The organism is Escherichia sp. WS1450 (assembly GCF_046487395.1).
Taxonomy (GTDB): Bacteria; Pseudomonadota; Gammaproteobacteria; order Enterobacterales; family Enterobacteriaceae; genus Escherichia; species Escherichia coli.
The window spans coordinates 132558-150422 of sequence record NZ_JBJQJO010000010.1 but is presented as its reverse complement, the minus strand read 5'-3'; the positions used below and the strand labels follow the sequence as shown (position 1 = coordinate 150422).

At 50.1% G+C, this 17865-nt stretch carries 7 protein-coding genes and 1 pseudogene; 6 read left to right on the top strand and 2 right to left on the bottom strand.

Features of this window, described 5'->3' with window-relative positions:
• Positions 1-45: 45 nt before the first annotated feature.
• Both ACJHYR_RS14315 and apbC read right to left on the bottom strand, forming a co-directional pair.
• Positions 46-327: a YehE family protein gene (locus ACJHYR_RS14315; RefSeq protein ID WP_001046488.1), complete on the bottom strand. Its 282-nt coding sequence runs from the start codon at positions 325-327 to the stop codon at positions 46-48.
• A 262-nt stretch (positions 328-589) separates the two neighbouring features.
• Positions 590-1699, bottom strand: coding sequence for an iron-sulfur cluster carrier protein ApbC (gene apbC / locus ACJHYR_RS14310; protein WP_001005448.1), 1110 nt, complete (start codon positions 1697-1699; stop codon positions 590-592).
• Positions 1700-1830: 131 nt separating this feature from the next.
• Between apbC and metG the strand changes: the two genes are divergently transcribed.
• From metG to ACJHYR_RS14280, 6 genes and pseudogenes are all read left to right on the top strand, one after another.
• The gene (metG, locus tag ACJHYR_RS14305) at positions 1831-3864 is read left to right on the top strand and encodes a methionine--tRNA ligase (RefSeq protein WP_001306372.1); all 2034 of its coding nucleotides are present in this window, start codon (positions 1831-1833) and stop codon (positions 3862-3864) included.
• A gap of 140 nt (positions 3865-4004) precedes the next feature.
• Positions 4005-7802, top strand: coding sequence for a DUF4132 domain-containing protein (locus ACJHYR_RS14300; RefSeq protein WP_072837466.1), 3798 nt, complete (start codon positions 4005-4007; stop codon positions 7800-7802).
• Positions 7803-7814: 12 nt separating this feature from the next.
• Positions 7815-11576: a DUF4132 domain-containing protein gene (locus ACJHYR_RS14295; RefSeq protein WP_001587200.1), complete on the top strand. Its 3762-nt coding sequence runs from the start codon at positions 7815-7817 to the stop codon at positions 11574-11576.
• Positions 11577-11585: 9 nt separating this feature from the next.
• Positions 11586-15217, top strand: a pseudogene (locus ACJHYR_RS14290) (DUF4132 domain-containing protein).
• A gap of 60 nt (positions 15218-15277) precedes the next feature.
• The gene (locus ACJHYR_RS14285) at positions 15278-15583 is read left to right on the top strand and encodes a hypothetical protein (protein ID WP_000116029.1); all 306 of its coding nucleotides are present in this window, start codon (positions 15278-15280) and stop codon (positions 15581-15583) included.
• 1183 nt (positions 15584-16766) lie between these two features.
• Positions 16767-17855, top strand: coding sequence for an ATP-binding protein (locus ACJHYR_RS14280; RefSeq protein WP_072837467.1), 1089 nt, complete (start codon positions 16767-16769; stop codon positions 17853-17855).
• Positions 17856-17865 lie beyond the last annotated feature (10 nt).

The window sequence follows — 17865 nt, the reverse complement described above, 5'->3', positions numbered from 1 at the left end:
ATGATTTCAGCTTTCTAAATCCGATTAAAAAACCAGGGTGGCAAATTAATCGTAGCGATTTAACACGATTCGACGTTTGCTATCGCTACCTGCAACAACCACTTCTGTCGTTACACCTTTGACTGGCGAAGAAACCTGATGACGGGTATCAACATCATACGTTAACTGACCACAATGCTGTTGAGGTTGACCATTAACCATAGCCATACTGCATGTTGGGGGACTGATCCTGCCATTAATCGTTAATGTGGCAGTCTGTGAAGAGAACGCGGGAGAAGCCATTCCATAGGCAAGAAAAATAATTCCTGACAGCCAGTACTTATTCATTGAACGTTATCCCTGTAGTAAAGGTTATGCCTGGATAGAATGAGTGCATAACAAACTATAGCTGTACATCCACTACACAGCCACGAAGGATGATAATGAAGCATTGCCTGTACGATCAATCGACTTTATAGAGTTTCGGACGAAGGTCCGCAGAATATTCGCAGCATTAAATAAGTGTTCATTAATGCGGCAAAAACAAATACACCGCATCAATGTAACATCTCTGCGGTGTATGAAAAGCAACCAAAAAGGTTAATACGCGTTAGACCGCGCGGAAGGAAATCTCGCCAGGAATGACTTCTCCCTGCCAATAAAGCTGGGCTGCAACGCGGTCAGCCAGCTGGCGGTAGATAGCGGTAAATTCGCTCTCCGGACGGCTGATAACCGTTGGCGTGCCTTTATCGAGATCTTCACGTAAGGAGATGTGTAACGGCATCTGCCCCAGCAACTGCGTGTGGTATTTCTCGGCCAGTTTCTCTGCACCACCGGTACCGAAAATCGGTTCATGGTGACCACAGTTACTGCAAATATGCACACTCATGTTCTCGACAATACCGAGCACCGGAACCTCGACTTTCTCGAACATCACAATGCCTTTTTTCGCATCGATCAACGCAATGTCCTGCGGGGTGGTGACCACTACCGCGCCAGTTACTGGAATGTTTTGTGCCAGTGTCAATTGAATGTCACCGGTGCCTGGCGGCATATCAAGCACCAGATAGTCGAGATCCGGCCACAAGGTTTCCTGCAACATCTGCATTAACGCCTTGCTCGCCATCGGACCACGCCACACCATCGCATTGTCGTCAGTGACCAGATAACCAATTGAATTGGTTGCCAGTCCATGAGACATAATCGGTGCCATATGGGTACCGTCCGGCGAAGTTGGACGCTGATTTTCTGCGCCCAGCATGGTGGGTATTGATGGGCCGTAGATATCGGCGTCCAGAATGCCGACTTTCGCCCCTTCCGCCGCCAGTGCCAGCGCCAGGTTTACCGCCGTGGAGGATTTACCCACGCCGCCTTTACCGGAGCTGACCGCAATGATGTTCTTCACGCCGTTAATTCCCGGCTGATTCTTCACGCGTTTTAAGGTGGCGATATTGTGCGACAGTTTCCAGTCGATAGCTTTCGCCCCGGTGATGCGCAGCAGTTCGGCGCTACATTGCTCTTTTAACTCTTCGAACGCGCTATGCCAGACGAATGGCATAACCAGTTCCACATGCAACGTGTCGTCCATCCAGGCGACATGGTGCAACGCTTTCAGCGTGGTGAGGTTATGCTTCAGGGTTGGGTGCTGAAAATTGGCCAGTGTCCCGGCGACCATTGCGCGCAAGGCTTCTGGTGATTTGGCCTGGGATTGTTCGTTCATCCCGACTCCTTTTTTGTATAGATAAACCATCAGCTGATAGTTTACCTGAAGAATATAGAGAAGTACTTACTTAACATTTTCCCATTTGGTACTATCTAACCCCTTTTCACTATTAAGAAGTAATGCCTACTATGACTCAAGTCGCGAAGAAAATTCTGGTGACGTGCGCACTGCCGTACGCTAACGGCTCAATCCACCTCGGCCATATGCTGGAGCACATCCAGGCTGATGTCTGGGTCCGTTACCAGCGAATGCGCGGCCACGAGGTCAACTTCATCTGCGCCGACGATGCCCACGGCACACCGATCATGCTGAAAGCTCAGCAGCTTGGTATCACTCCGGAGCAGATGATTGGCGAAATGAGTCAGGAGCATCAGACTGATTTCGCAGGCTTTAACATCAGCTACGACAACTATCACTCGACGCACAGCGAAGAGAACCGCCAGTTGTCAGAACTTATTTATTCTCGCCTGAAAGAGAACGGTTTTATTAAAAACCGCACCATCTCTCAGCTTTACGATCCGGAAAAAGGCATGTTCCTGCCGGACCGTTTTGTAAAAGGCACCTGCCCGAAATGTAAATCCCCGGATCAATACGGCGATAACTGCGAAGTCTGCGGCGCGACCTACAGCCCGACTGAACTGATCGAGCCGAAATCGGTGGTTTCTGGCGCTACGCCGGTAATGCGTGATTCCGAACACTTCTTCTTTGATCTGCCCTCTTTCAGCGAAATGTTGCAGGCATGGACCCGCAGCGGTGCGTTGCAGGAGCAGGTGGCAAACAAAATGCAGGAGTGGTTTGAATCCGGCCTGCAACAGTGGGATATCTCCCGCGATGCGCCGTACTTCGGTTTTGAAATTCCGAACGCACCGGGCAAATATTTCTACGTCTGGCTGGACGCGCCGATTGGCTACATGGGTTCCTTCAAGAATCTGTGCGACAAACGCGGCGACACCACCAGCTTCGATGAATACTGGAAGAAAGATTCCACCGCCGAGCTGTACCACTTCATCGGTAAAGATATCGTTTACTTCCACAGCCTGTTCTGGCCTGCCATGCTGGAAGGCAGCAACTTCCGCAAGCCGACTAACCTGTTTGTTCATGGCTATGTGACGGTGAACGGCGCGAAGATGTCCAAGTCTCGCGGCACCTTTATTAAAGCCAGCACCTGGCTGAATCATTTTGACGCCGACAGCCTGCGTTACTACTACACTGCGAAACTTTCTTCGCGCATTGATGATATCGATCTCAACCTGGAAGATTTCGTTCAGCGTGTGAATGCCGATATCGTGAATAAAGTGGTTAACCTGGCCTCCCGTAACGCGGGCTTTATCAACAAGCGTTTTGACGGTGTGCTGGCAAGCGAACTGGCTGACCCGCAACTGTACAAAACCTTCACGGATGCCGCTGAAGTGATTGGTGAAGCGTGGGAAAGCCGCGAATTTGGTAAAGCGATCCGCGAAATCATGGCGCTGGCAGATCTGGCTAACCGTTATGTCGATGAACAGGCTCCGTGGGTGGTGGCGAAACAGGAAGGACGCGATGCCGACCTGCAGGCAATTTGCTCGATGGGCATAAACCTGTTCCGCGTGCTGATGACTTACCTGAAGCCGGTACTGCCGAAACTGACCGAGCGTGCAGAAGCATTCCTCAATACAGAACTGACCTGGCATGGTATCCAGCAACCGCTGCTGGGCCACAAAGTGAATCCGTTCAAGGCGCTGTATAACCGTATTGACATGAAGCAGGTTGAAGCACTGGTGGAAGCGTCTAAAGAAGAAGTGAAAGCAGCTGCCACACCAGTAACTGGCCCACTGGCAGATGATCCGATTCAGGAAACCATCACCTTTGACGACTTCGCCAAAGTTGACCTGCGCGTGGCGTTGATCGAAAACGCAGAGTTTGTTGAAGGTTCTGACAAACTGCTGCGCCTGACGCTGGATCTCGGCGGTGAAAAACGCAATGTCTTCTCCGGCATTCGTTCTGCTTACCCGGATCCGCAGGCACTGATTGGTCGTCATACCATTATGGTGGCTAACCTGGCACCACGTAAAATGCGCTTCGGTATCTCCGAAGGCATGGTGATGGCTGCCGGTCCTGGCGGGAAAGATATTTTCCTGCTAAGCCCGGATGCTGGTGCTAAACCGGGTCATCAGGTGAAATAATCCCCCTTCAAGGCGCTGCATCGACAGCGCCTTTTCTTTATAAATTCCTAAAGTTGTTTTCTTGCGATTTTGTCTCTCTCTAACCCGCATAAATACTGGTAGCATCAGCATTCAACTGGATAAAATTACAGGGATGCAGAATGAGACACTTTATCTTTCAGGACGAAAAATCACATAAATTCTGGGCGGTGGAGCAACAGGGAAACGAGCTGCATATTAACTGGGGTAAAGTCGGCACTAACGGGCAAAGTCAGGTAAAAAGCTTTGCAGATGCTGCGGCGGCGGCAAAAGCGGAGCTTAAGCTGATCGAAGAGAAAACGAAAAAAGGCTATGTGGAAAATGCTTCAGCAAACGTGCATATCCCCCCCATCACCAAAGCCACTCCTGAAGTTGAAACCTCCCTTGAGAGTAAAAACAAACGCCCATGGCTGGCTGATGATGCAGTCATTCCGGTCACTGACGATATTAATCGATTTGCTTTTCCTCATCGCTCTCGCCCCAGAGAGATCAATTATCTGTACAAAGATGGCCAAATATGGAAGCGCATCGCGAATAACACCAGGGCATATGATCCCGACAACAATTACCGCTCTTATCCAGAAAACTGGCAGCAGGCTTTTGCTGAGTTACAAATTCGAGTTAAGGGTAATCAACCGACAGGGAGTGCGCAATCTGATGCAGCATTGCTCTGGGGCTTTTGGAACTCTTACTCTCAAGATGAACTGGTCGATGACTTAGTCATTCGCTGTGGTCTGGAAAGTGCCGTTGAAATCGCCCTTCTCGCTCTTCAACTCAAATATAAACCAGTAAAAGGCGCAGTAACCACCATCATTCCACCTAATCACGAAGCAGAATCGCTACCTAGTTGGCATCAACGTCTATGTCATCATCTTTCACTCGCTTCAGAAGATGAGTGGCAACGCTGTGTAGATAAAGTACTCGCTGCTATTCCCTCGCTATCCCCAGCACGACAACCTTTTGCGGCGTTACTGCTCCCTGAACGCCCGGATATTGCCAATGCTATGGCGCTACGTTATGCAGATCAAAACGTTCCGGCGATGACCTGGTTAAGACTGGTGGTAACCGATGACGCCGCTCTGACTACAGCAGAAAAATACGACTTCCCACCGTTGTATCATGATTTTCGCGCTTATCTGGCAATGTTGCTGGCAAATAATGGGGTGCGCGGTGTAAGCCGGATACTTCTTGAGTTTACGGAAGAGCATTCTGACAATCCCACTTATCTTTTCGAGCGTATCAGCGAGACTGAAGATCTTGTCAAATGGCTATGGAAAACGAATCACCCGGATGCGATTCAAATTCTGATCCTCGGTGTGATTGGCAAGAAAAAGCACCTGGAATACTTAAGCAAAGCCTGTCAAAAACATCCCGCTGCGGCTCTTGCCGCTTATGCTACTTTGCTGGCAATACATGAAGACAAAGAGTGGCGTAAAGCGCTTGTCAAACTGATTACCGCCACGCCAGAGTTAGTCACTGACGTCATTCCCAGGGTTAATGCTAAAGCGGCAGGAATTTTATCTGAATGTCGTACTCAGTTAGTCGCTGAAGAATGTGAATACGCCACTGCGGATATGTTGCCGGAGCTGTTTGTCGCTCCACCGTGGGTAATAAATAAGAAAACGAATGTAATACCCGTATTTGATTTACCGGTGCTTCCCATCCCTGCCGTCACTGACATCACGCCAGGAATTACAGAGTTAATCAGTCATACTGACATATCCAGATTCAGTGAAATCGCGCAATTTCAGTCATCACAGCAAACCTTATTTACCGACCTGCCACTAATTGAAAAAGAAAGCTGGGAGACATCTTTCATTCCTTTTACACCAGAACAACAAATCCTTTGGCAATTAGGTTTTAATGAATGGCTGCATTGCGAAGATGACTTACATGAAAAAAAATATATACCGCAAAGCGCTGTTGATGCGTTGTTGCGCTTTGATTTTCCAGCACTAAAAGCTGAGTTTGCGAAATATCACAACAATGCCAACAAAAGCTGGAATCTATCTGCGCTTTGTTACTTACCGGGACAACAGGCGATTTCATTTCTCAACCAAATAATCATTGAGGAGCGATATTCAGGTGAGAAAGAGATTCTGGCGGTTTTTGGTAGTACAGCCATTCCTGCGTTTATGACCTGCTTGCAACGAGATCATCAACGACTGTGGATATTCACCCTCTTTATTGGGGCCAGTGAACTAGCCTTACCAATGGCGCAGCGGTTACAGAAAAAAATGGCTTACAAGGATGCCGTTAATTGGCTGGCAAATAACCCGCGCCATGCCACCGCCGGGCTACTGCCTTTGGCGCTGGGCAAACCGTGCCAAAATCGGGAATATGCCCGCCAGGCACTCCGCCTGCTAGTGAAATTAAACCAGCGAGAAACGATTGAAGAAATCGCCCGGAGATACAACCAACCTGATGTTTTAGCTGCGCTGGCAACATTGTTCGATAGCGATCCGCTGGAAGAATATCCCGCTAAAATCGCCCCACCGCCCGGCTTTTATCAGTTCACCTTATGGCGCAGACCACGGCTTAAAAGTAACAACCTGCCTCTGCCAGATGACGCTATGCGCCACCTGGGCACAATGTTGAGCTTTCCACGCGACATTACCGCCTACGCTGGGCTGGCGACCATCAAAGAGACCTTCACCCGCGAATCACTGGCTGACTTTGGCTGGGATCTGTATACCGCATGGACAGAAGCTGGCGCACCCGCAAAAGAAAACTGGGCATTTACTTCGCTGGGGATTTTAGGCAATGACGACACCGCGCGTAAGTTAACCCCGCTTATCCGCGCCTGGCCTGGGGAATCCCAGCATAAACGGGCGGTGTCCGGGCTGGATGTATTAGCTGATATTGGCAGCGATGTTGCGCTAATGCTACTTAATGGCATTGCGAAAAAGATTAAATTCGTTGCATTACAGGAACATGCCCGCGAGAAAATCAACATAGTTGCTGAAAACCGTGGGCTGACTATGGCTGAACTGGAAGACCGCCTGGCTCCAGATTTAGGGCTTGATAGCAGTGGCTCGCTGACACTTGATTTCGGCCCACGCCAATTCACCGTTGGTTTTGACGAAACCTTAAAACCTGTAGTGCGCGATGCAAACGGAAAGGTCCTGAAAGATTTACCCAAACAAAACCAGAGCGATGATAAAACACTGGCAACTGACGCCGTTAACCTCTTTAAACAATTGAAGAAAGATGTGCGCGCCATTGCCAGCCAGCAGGTTGATCGTCTGGAGCAGGCTATGTGCCAGCGCAGACGCTGGACGGCAGAACAGTTCCGCCTGTTCCTGGTGGAGCATCCGCTGGTACGTCACTTAACCCGACGGCTGTTATGGGGGGTATATACTGAGGAAAACACGCTGATTGCCTGCTTCCGGGTCGCAGAAGACAGCACTTACAGCGATGCGCAGGATGAGTTATTCACGCTGCCAGCAGGAAACATCGGTATACCGCATGTGCTGGAAATCCCCCCTGAATCCGCCGCTGCATTCAGGCAAATTTACGTTGATTACGAACTGCTTCCCCCTTTCCAACAGCTCGAACGTGGTAGTTACCACCTTGCTGATAACGAACGTAATGTCCATGAATTGTCACGCTGGGACGGACGGCTCTGCCAGGCTGGTCGCATTGTCGGGCTGGAACGCAGAGGCTGGCAACGTCTGGAAGAAAGCGGCAGCGTCTATGCGATGCGCAAATCTACCCCTTATGGCGCTCTCGAACTTGAAACAGAACATTTTTCATTAATTTATGGCGAAACGGGGTATAGCGACCTGCTGCCTGTCGAAAGCGTAAAAATCACTGCCTCTTATGATCGCTACGGTAAACAATCCTCCCCCACTTTCTCCGTGCTCGACAACATCACCGCTAGCGAGCTGATTAACGATATTGAATCACTGTTTGATTAAAAGGATTTAGCAATGAAAACCTATATTTATCAGGACGAAAAATCACATAAATTCTGGGCGGTGGAGCAGCAGGGAAACGAGCTGCATATTAGCTGGGGTAAAGTCAGCACCAACGGGCAAAGTCAGGTAAAAAGCTTTGCTGATGCTGCGGCGGCGGAAAAAGCGGAACTGAAGTTGATTGCGGAGAAAACAAAAAAGGGCTACGTAGAAGAAGTATCCGTGATAACACCGACATCTGTCCCCGTCCAGGTTATCGAATGCCCCGAAATAGCCCCTTTGCCACAAGACAAACCAGTATTTGTTGGAGACAACCTCCCCTGGCTGGCAGACGACGCCCAAATCATTTTACCGACAGAGGTTGCGCCAACCACACTAAGTCATCGACGCTGGCCTGGCGATCCTGTGCCACAGGAGAATGAATTAACTCTGCTACGCTCCGTCGCCGCGAATACTCACCGACGTTTTAAAAAGGTGATCACCTTCGATTACAGCACCTGTTCACTGGACTGGCAGCAGGCGATAACACAAGCAGTGGGCCTTATCGACTCGCCGATTAGCACCACGCTACCACCGATGGTTCTGGCGGTACTGGTTGCGCTGGAACAAGGCTTCAATCGTAACGATCACGAAGAGTTAATGGATCAAATTGTCCAGGAAGGTGGTCTGGAATATGCCACTGAGGTTGTCATTGCACTGCAATTCATCCGCTTCGACTGGGATTATGATGCCCATCTTATTACGTTCACCCCGGATGACAGGCAGCCTGGCTATCTGTTGCGCTTTGCCTCGGTTGAAATGCGCCTGCGTAAGCATTTCTCACTTGCAAATGACGATGTATGGCAGCGCTGCGCCGACAAACTGATTGCCGCTCTCGGAAACATGCCCGCCTGGCACCAGCCGCTGGTTGCACTATTGTTGCCGGAAAAACCAGAAGTAGCTCATGAGATTGCCAGACATTTTTGCGGGCAAAAAGGGTTATATGCGCTGGAATGGCTAAAACTGACGGTCACCGATGCTCAGGTATTAGCAGACCTGGAAAAATACTATCCAGGACAGCCTGGGCAGGTATTTGATGATTACTATGGCGGTAACATCTGGTGTGCGACAGCACTCCAGGAGCAAGGAGTCACTGCGCTGGCCCGTTTTGCCCATTACGCTACTGGTGACACATGTGGTGAAGTGTTGATGCATATCAACCACCCGCAGGCACTTACACTACTTATCCATGCAAGCGAGCAAGGAAAGCGTTGCCACGATCGCATGACAAAGGCTTTCGTTCGCTTCCCACACGCAGCGCTGGCGGCATTAGCAGAACTTCTGGCACAAAAAGATGAAAAGCGCTGGCGCATGATGCTAATGACGATGCTTATCTCGCAACCGATACTAGCAGAACAGGTCATTCCCTGGCTCTCGACACCCGCAGTTGCCGTACTGAAATCATGCCAGCAACAACTGAAACAGCCCTCAAACCATGCCAGCGCCGATATGCTGCCAGCCATATTAGTCTCACCGCCCTGGCTTTCGAAAAAGAAAAAATCTGTAATGCCGGTATTGGATTTAACGCCATTACCGCTGGAGTCATGCTGCACATTGACCGAGACGGCAGAAAAAGAGATTCATGCAAGGCATCGCTGGCACGCACATCAAATAGACATCGGCCAAAAAGAGGATATTCAGAACTACCTGACACGTCTGGGTTTCAATCGCTGGAATAATGGCCAGTATATGAAAGCGTCTGATGCTGTTGTAGAACTCTGGCAGAGGGGAGATTATTCTGCGCTAATCAGCGAATTTAAAACCTTCTGGCACTCCTATCAACGGGAATGGCAACTTTACATGTTAGCCGCCCTGCCTATCGAAAAAACAGCGCAGGCGTGGAATGTCCTCAGTAAAGAGCCACACGTCGGTGTCGAGTTTGTCATGACGCACCTGCAACTCGCTGGGTTACAGGGTTTTATTCACTCCTTTTCACGCTATCCACAAGAAGCTCTGCCTGTAGCACAATATTTTGCGGCTATCGAATTAGCGCCACTGATCGCCCGCGCCTTCAACAAACTCAAAACCCTACGACAAGACGCCCGTAGCTGGCTGCTGAAATACCCGGAACACGCCATTACCGGCCTGCTGCCCGCGGCGCTCGGCAAAGCCGGTGAAGCCCAGGATAACGCCCGCGCTGCCTTGCGTATGCTTACCGAAAACGGTCATCAGCCATTACTGCAAGAAATCGCCCGGCGTTATAACCAGCCGGAAGTAACCGATGCGGTGAACGCTCTGCTTGCGCTCGATGCCTTAGATAATCACCCGACAAAAATCCCCACTCTTCCGGCCTTTTATCAGCCATCGCTCTGGACCCGCCCGGTATTAAAAGCAAATGCCCAATCACTGCCAGATAGCGCCCTCCTACGCCTCGGTGAAATGCTCCGCTTCCCTCAGGAAGAGGCACTGTATCCGGGATTATTGCAGGTGAAAGCCGCCTGTACCGCCGACTCACTGGCTGAATTTGCCTGGGATCTGTTTACCGCCTGGCAGACCGCTGGCGCACCGTCTAAAGAAAGCTGGGCATTCACTGCGTTAGGTGTTCTCGGCAACGATGACACCGCCCGCAAACTGACGCCTTTGATTCGCGCCTGGCCTGGCGAATCCCAGCATAAACGCGCCACCGTCGGGCTTGATATCCTCGCCGCTATCAGCAGCGATATCGCCCTGATGCAGCTTAACGGCATCGCCCAGAAACTGAAATTCAAAGCCTTACAGGAGCGGGCGAAAGAGAAAATTGCCGACATTGCCGAAAGCCGCGAACTCACGGTAGCGGAGCTTGAAGATCGCCTGGCCCCGGATCTGGGACTGGATGATAACGGTTCGCTGCTGCTGGATTTTGGCCCACGTCAGTTCACCGTCAGCTTTGATGAAACCTTAAAACCGTTTGTGCGCGATGCTTCCGGCAGCCGCCTGAAAGACCTGCCCAAACCAAACAAAAGCGATGATGAATCGCGGGCTGATGAGGCGGTAAACCGCTACAAACTCCTGAAAAAAGATACGCGTACCGTCGCCGCCCAGCAGGTGACAAGGCTTGAATCCGCCATGTGCCTGCGCCGCCGCTGGTCGCCGGAAAACTTTCAGCTCTTCCTGGTTGAACACCCGCTGGTTCGCCACTTAACCCGCCGTCTGATTTGGGGCGTTTATAGCGCCGAAAACAAGCTACTGGCTTGCTTTCGGGTGGCGGAAGATAACAGCTACAGCACCGCTGACGATGATCTTTTCACCCTGCCAGAAGGCGATATCTCTGTTGGCATTCCTCACGTTCTGGAAATATCACCCACGGATGCCGCTGCCTTTGGTCAGCTTTTTGCCGACTACGAACTGTTACCGCCGTTCCGCCAGCTCGACCGTAACAGTTACGCCCTGACAGAAACCGAGCGCAATGCCAGCGAATTGATCCGCTGGGCAGGCAGAAAATGCCCGAGCGGTCGGGTAATGGGGCTGGCGAATAAAGGCTGGATGCGTGGTGAACCGCAGGACGGTGGCTGGATCGGCTGGATGATCAAACCTCTGGGCCGCTGGTCGTTAATCATGGAAATCGATGAAGGTTTTGCGGTCGGCATGTCGCCAGCCGAACTCAGTGCCGAGCAACTCTTAAGCAAGCTGTGGCTATGGGAAGGCAAAGCGGAAAGCTATGGCTGGGGGAGTAATTCAACACAGGAAGCGCAGTTCTCCGTACTCGATGCCATCACCGCCAGCGAACTCATTAACGATATTGAAGCCCTGTTTGAATAAGGAAAGAGCATGGACAAGGAATTACCGTGGCTGGCGGATAACGCCCAAGTGGAACTGAAATATAAAAGCTCAGCCATCGCAGTTGGCCGGGCGAACCGGTGCCTGTTATCACTGAAAGCCTCATCCAGACACTGGGTGATGAATTGCTACAAAAAGCTGAGAAGAAAAAAAACATTGTCTGGCGTTATGAAAATTTTTCACTGGAGTGGCAGTCGGCCATTACGCAGGCCATCAACTTGATCGGAGAACACAAACCCTCAGTTCCGGCCCGGACAATGGCGGCGCTAGCCTGTATCGCGCAAAATGATAGCCAACAGTTGCTCGACGAAATCGTCCAACAAGAGGGACTGGAATATGCGACTGAGGTGGTGATTGCACGCCAGTTTATTGCACGGTGTTATGAGAGTGATCCTCTGCTAGTGACATTGCAGTATCAGAACGAGGATTATGGCTATGGTTATCGATCAGAAACCTATAACGAATTCGATCTCCGACTGCGTAAGCATCTCTCTCTGGCAGAGGAAAGCAGCTGGCAGCGTTGCGCCGACAAACTCATTGCCGCACTGCCAGGAATAACCAAAGTTCGCCGCCCTTTTATTGCGCTGATCCTCCCGGAAAAACCAGAAATCGCCAATGAGTTGGTAGGCCTTGAATGCCCGCGGACTCATTTTCATTCTAAGGAGTGGTTAAAAGTTGTTGCTAATGACCCCAGAGCGGTGAAAAAACTCGAACGCTACTGGAGCCAGGATATATTTAGCGATCGGGAAGCCAGCTACATGTCGCATGAAAACCACTTCGGCTACGCGGCCTGCGCCGCCCTTTTGCGCGAACAAGGACTGGCAGCCGTTCCACGCCTGGCAATGTATGCCCATAAAGAAGATTGCGGCAGTCTGCTGGTACAAATTAACCATCCGCAGGTCATCCGCACCCTGCTGTTAGTTGCTGATAAAAACAAACCCAGCCTGCAACGTGTAGCTAAATACAGTAAAAATTTCCCCCATGCGACGCTTGCCGCACTGGCAGAGCTTCTGGCGTTAAAAGAACCGCCTGCACGCCCTGGTTATCCAATCATCGAAGACAAAAAGCTGCCTGCACAGCAAAAAGCACGTGATGAATACTGGCGTACGCTGTTACAAACGCTGATGGCATCGCAGCCACAACTGGCAGAAGAGGTGATGCCGTGGTTAAGTACTCAAGCCCGGGCAGTGGTGAAGAGTTATTTATCGGCATCGTCAAAACCGGTTATAGATTGCACCGATAACAGCAGTCTGCCTGAAATCCTCGTTTCACCACCGTGGCGTGGCAGGAAAAAGACTTCCATACCTCACTTTTCGCTGCCTGAACTTACACTTGCAACGCAAGCGTGCAGGTCGTCCCAGGAACACTGGACGCCGGAACAGCAAACTGCAATTGACCATTTTAGCGCCATGTCTTTTGACGAACGTCTTGCTAAGAGAGGAGCGGATACATTCTTGCGGGAATTAGGCTTTGACGTTCATAGCCTGGAATTTAATAAGCGTCTTCTTAATGGACAGTTGGATGCCTTTGATGCTCAGCAACTGCAAGAATACACATCAATAGGACTATTGCGTACTTATTACGCGCATCAGGCCAAATCTAAACAGTACCGGGAAGAAGCCACCAAAGCATTATTGGTACAAGATAGCATTGCGTTGATGGAAGGGTGGCGAACTTTTCAGCACGGATTTTACTATGGTAATGAAAAGCGTTGGGGGATATGGAATCTGTACCTTATCGCGCAAATGCCGCGCGAAATGGCGGTATCGTGCTGGCAACAAATTGTTGCGGCTGATTTTCATTACACCGGGGTGGAATATCTGTTAAGTGTGCTGGGCACTGATGCTTTGCCTGGATTAAACACCGCCTTTGCCCGACATCCAAAAGAGATATTTCCGCTGCTAATTCATTTCGGCGCAACCGAACTGGCCCTGCCCGTTGCCCGCGTCTGGCGACGTTTCGCGGCGCAGCGTGATCTGGCCCGCCAGTGGATTTTACAGTGGCCGGAACATACGGCTACTGCACTTATCCCTCTTGTCTTCACCAAATCCAGCGATAATAGCGAAGCTGCATTACTTGCCCTGCGTTTACTTTACGAACAGGGACATGGCGAGTTACTGCAAACCGTGGCAAACCGCTGGCAGCGTACAGATGTATGGCCTGCCCTGGAGCAATTACTTAAACAGAGTCCAATAGAGATTTACCCGACACGCATTCCAAAAGCCCCTGATTTCTGGCAGCCGGCAATGTGGTCCAGGCCGCGCCTTATCACGAATAATCAACCAGTTACTGATGACGCTCTGGAAATTATCGGCGAAATGCTGCGCTTTACCCAGGGCGGACGTTTTTATAGCGGACTGGAACAGCTGAAAACGTTTTGCCAGCCGCAAACGCTGGCAGCCTTTGCCTGGGATCTTTTCACCGCGTGGCAACAAGCTGGTGCTCCCGCAAAAGACAACTGGGCATTTCTGGCGTTAAGTCTCTTTGGCGACGAAAGCACGGCACGGGATCTGACGACACAGATCCTTGCCTGGCCACAGGAAGGCAAATCTGCCCGTGCCGTCAGCGGCCTGAACATCCTTACTCAGATGAATAATGATATGGCACTGATACAGCTGCATCATATATCGCAACGGGCGAAATCCCGCCCCTTACGTGATAACGCGGCGGAATTTCTTCAGGTGGTCGCAGAAAATCGCGGGCTAAGCCAGGAACAGTTAGCGGACAGATTAGTCCCAACACTGGGTCTTGATGATCCGCAGGCGTTGATTTTTGATTTTGGTCCACGGCAATTTACCGTTCGCTTCGATGAAAACCTTAACCCGGTTATCTTTGATCAGCAAAACGTTCGCCAGAAAAGCGTTCCCCGGTTGCGCGCCGATGACGATCAACTGAAAGCACCCGAGGCACTGGCCCGACTAAAAGGGCTAAAAAAAGATGCCACTCAGGTGAGCAAAAACCTGCTCCCGCGTCTTGAAACTGCCCTGCGCACCACCCGACGCTGGTCGCTGGCAGATTTTCATTCTCTGTTTGTTAATCATCCCTTTACCCGCCTGGTTACTCAGCGATTGATATGGGGTGTTTATCCGGCAAATGAACCGCGTCGTTTACTCAACGCCTTTCGTGTGGCCGCTGAGGGGGAGTTCTGCAATGCGCAAGATGAGCCAATTGACTTGCCTGCCGATGCTCTGATTGGCATTGCCCACCCGTTAGAAATGGCAGCAGAAATGCGCAGTGAATTTGCACAGCTTTTTGACGATTACGAAATTATGCCGCCTTTTCGCCAGTTGGCACGGCGTACGGTGCTGCTCACACCTGACGAGTCAGCCAGTAATAGTTTGAATCGCTGGGAAGGTAAATCCGCTACCGTTGGGCAACTGATGGGAATGCGATACAAAGGCTGGGAGTCAGGCTATGAGGACGCATTTGTCTATGACCTGGGTGCGTACCGGCTGGTCCTTAAGTTTTCACCCGGTTTTAACCACTACAATGTTGATAGCAAAGCGCTAATGAGCTTCCGTTCTCTTCATGTATACCGTGACAATAAATCTGTCACTTTTGCCGAACTTGATGTGTTTGATTTGAGTGAGGCGTTAAGCGCACCCGACGTCATTTTCCATTAAAACACAACGGGCAGTGATGCGACTGCCCGTTATCAACACGACTTACCATCGGGAAAAGCGATGAGCGTGCAAAAAGAGCTGGTCGCTATTTACAATTATGAGGTCCCTGTACCTGAAGATCCGTTTTCCTTCAGACTTGAGATCCATAAATGCTCTGAATTATTTACAGGTTCCGTCTACCGACTGGAACGGTTCCAGCTACATCCAACATTTAATGATGCCGACCCGCTAATAAATGATGCGTTGATTTATATAAGAGATGAGTTTATTGATGAGCGGAAATTACGAGGTGAATCACCTGAAACGGTAATAGCAATTTTTAATCGCGAACTACAGAATATATTCAACCAAGAAATAGAAAAATAGCTTTATTAAAGGGGGAAACGGTATTCCCCCTTAGATGCGTTTCAATTTGCCCGTTACTTCAACAAATCAATCAACCGTAACAGAGCCACTAATAACTCCAGTACGGCAATGAGCACGGTTAACTTTTGTGTCAGCGTGTCCATCCGCTCTCCTTATTAAGGAGCGCAACACCAGCACCTTACCCTTACGCTGCCTGTCGATACTGGTTTACGTATGTTGAGTCGCCATGTTGCACTCCGGATCAGAGCACTACCTGCGGCACCACCCGTCCGGTAGCCAGGACTTGAAATGGGTTCGATCCGGCGCAACTTCCCAACAGTCAGGATTATAAATCTCATTATCTTAATTGCAACACTGTCCAGAGGTGGTTATAATTCGTTCGTTGAGATGCCATGTTGCACTATCAGTAACTTAACATCAAAGTAGTAAATAAAAGAACCTGCCTCACCAGCAGGTTTTTTTATTTTCTGCGATCTACTTTCCAGATATTTTTTGCCAATAGCCCACCATAAATATTCACATCCCGGTTAAACGGTACGTTGAATATAAAATCGATGAATTTATAAATAAAAATGAGTTATATGATGAATTAATAAAAACAGTAATCATTTTATTAAAGGGGGAAGCGGTTTTCCCCCTTAGATGCGTTTCAATTTGCCCGTTACTTCAACAAATCAATCAACCGTAACAGAGCCACTAATAGCTCCAGTACAGCAATGAGCACGGTTAACTTTTGTGTCAGCGTGTCCATTCGCTCTCCTTATTAAGGAGCGCAACACCAGCACCTTACCCTTACACTGCCTGTCGATACTGGTTTACGTATGTTGGACCACGATGTTGCACTCCGGATCAGGGCACCACCTGCAGCACCACCCGTCCGGTAGCCAGGACTTAAAATTGGTCCGATCCGGCGCAACGTCCCAACCGTCTGGATTATAAATCTCATTATCTTAATTGCAACGGGGTCCACCGATGGTTATGATTCGTTCGTTGGAACACGATGTTGCACAGGCTGCGGTGTTGGGCCTGAAAATAGTAAATAAAAGAACCTGCCTCACCAGCAGGTTTTTTTATGTACTGTGATCTGCTTTCCAGATATTTTTCGCTCAAACAACTAATGCGGCAAACATTTATTGCGCGTAAAATATCGTTTATTTCATTAATACATTTCAGGGATGAATATATGTCACCGCAGAATAATCATCTGCAGCGTCCACCTGCTGCTGTGTTATACGCCGATGAACTGGCAAAATTAAAACAAAATGATAACGCACCTTGCCCGCCCGGTTGGCAGTTAAGTTTGCCTGCGGCCCGTGCTTTTATCCTTGGCGACGAAGCGCAAAATATTAGCCGTAAAGTCGTGATCAGTCCCTCCGCTGTCGAACGCATGTTAGTCACTCTCGCTACCGGGCGCGGTTTGATGTTGGTGGGGGAACCTGGCACCGCAAAATCTCTCCTGTCTGAATTACTGGCAACCGCTATTAGCGGCGATGCCGGGTTAACCATCCAGGGCGGCGCATCTACCACTGAAGATCAAATCAAGTACGGCTGGAACTACGCTCTGCTTATCAACCATGGTCCGTCAACGGAAGCGCTGGTCCCTGCCCCGCTTTACCAGGGAATGCGCGACGGCAAAATCGTCCGTTTTGAAGAGATAACGCGTACACCGCTGGAAGTGCAAGACTGTCTGTTAGGTATGCTTTCTGACAGGGTGATGACGGTGCCGGAACTCACTGGTGAAGCCAGTCAACTCTATGCGCGAGAAGGCTTTAATATTATTGCCACTGCCAATACCCGCGATCGCGGCGTCAATGAAATGAGTGCTGCGCTAAAGCGTCGCTTCGATTTTGAAACTGTCTTTCCGATTATGGATTTCGCCCAGGAGCTGGAACTGGTCGCCAGTACTTCTGCGCGTTTGTTGGCCCATAGCGGTATTCCGCATAAAGTGCCTGACGCGGTACTTGAGTTACTGGTACGCACCTTCCGCGATCTGCGTGCCAACGGCGAAAAGAAAACGTCAATGGATACACTGACAGCGATTATGTCCACCGCTGAAGCCGTGAACGTGGCCCACGCTGTGGGCGTCCGCGCCTGGTTTTTAGCGAATCGCGCGGGGGAGCCAGCCGACCTGGTGGACTGTATTGCCGGAACCATCGTCAAAGATAACGAAGAAGATCGCGCACGTCTGCGCCGTTACTTCGAACAACGTGTCGCTACACATAAAGAAGCTCACTGGCAGGCTTATTATCAAGCTCGCCACCGCCTGCCGTGAGGAAATATGC

Excerpts from the sequence above, each read along its gene's own strand:
- ACJHYR_RS14315 (WP_001046488.1), bottom strand. The coding sequence starts at position 327 with ATGAATAAGTACTGGCTGTCAGGAATTATTTTTCTTGCCTATGGAATG.
- apbC (WP_001005448.1), bottom strand. The coding sequence starts at position 1,699 with ATGAACGAACAATCCCAGGCCAAATCACCAGAAGCCTTGCGCGCAATG.
- metG (WP_001306372.1), top strand. The coding sequence starts at position 1,831 with ATGACTCAAGTCGCGAAGAAAATTCTGGTGACGTGCGCACTGCCGTAC.
- ACJHYR_RS14300 (WP_072837466.1), top strand. The coding sequence starts at position 4,005 with ATGAGACACTTTATCTTTCAGGACGAAAAATCACATAAATTCTGGGCG.
- ACJHYR_RS14295 (WP_001587200.1), top strand. The coding sequence starts at position 7,815 with ATGAAAACCTATATTTATCAGGACGAAAAATCACATAAATTCTGGGCG.
- ACJHYR_RS14285 (WP_000116029.1), top strand. The coding sequence starts at position 15,278 with ATGAGCGTGCAAAAAGAGCTGGTCGCTATTTACAATTATGAGGTCCCT.
- ACJHYR_RS14280 (WP_072837467.1), top strand. The coding sequence starts at position 16,767 with ATGTCACCGCAGAATAATCATCTGCAGCGTCCACCTGCTGCTGTGTTA.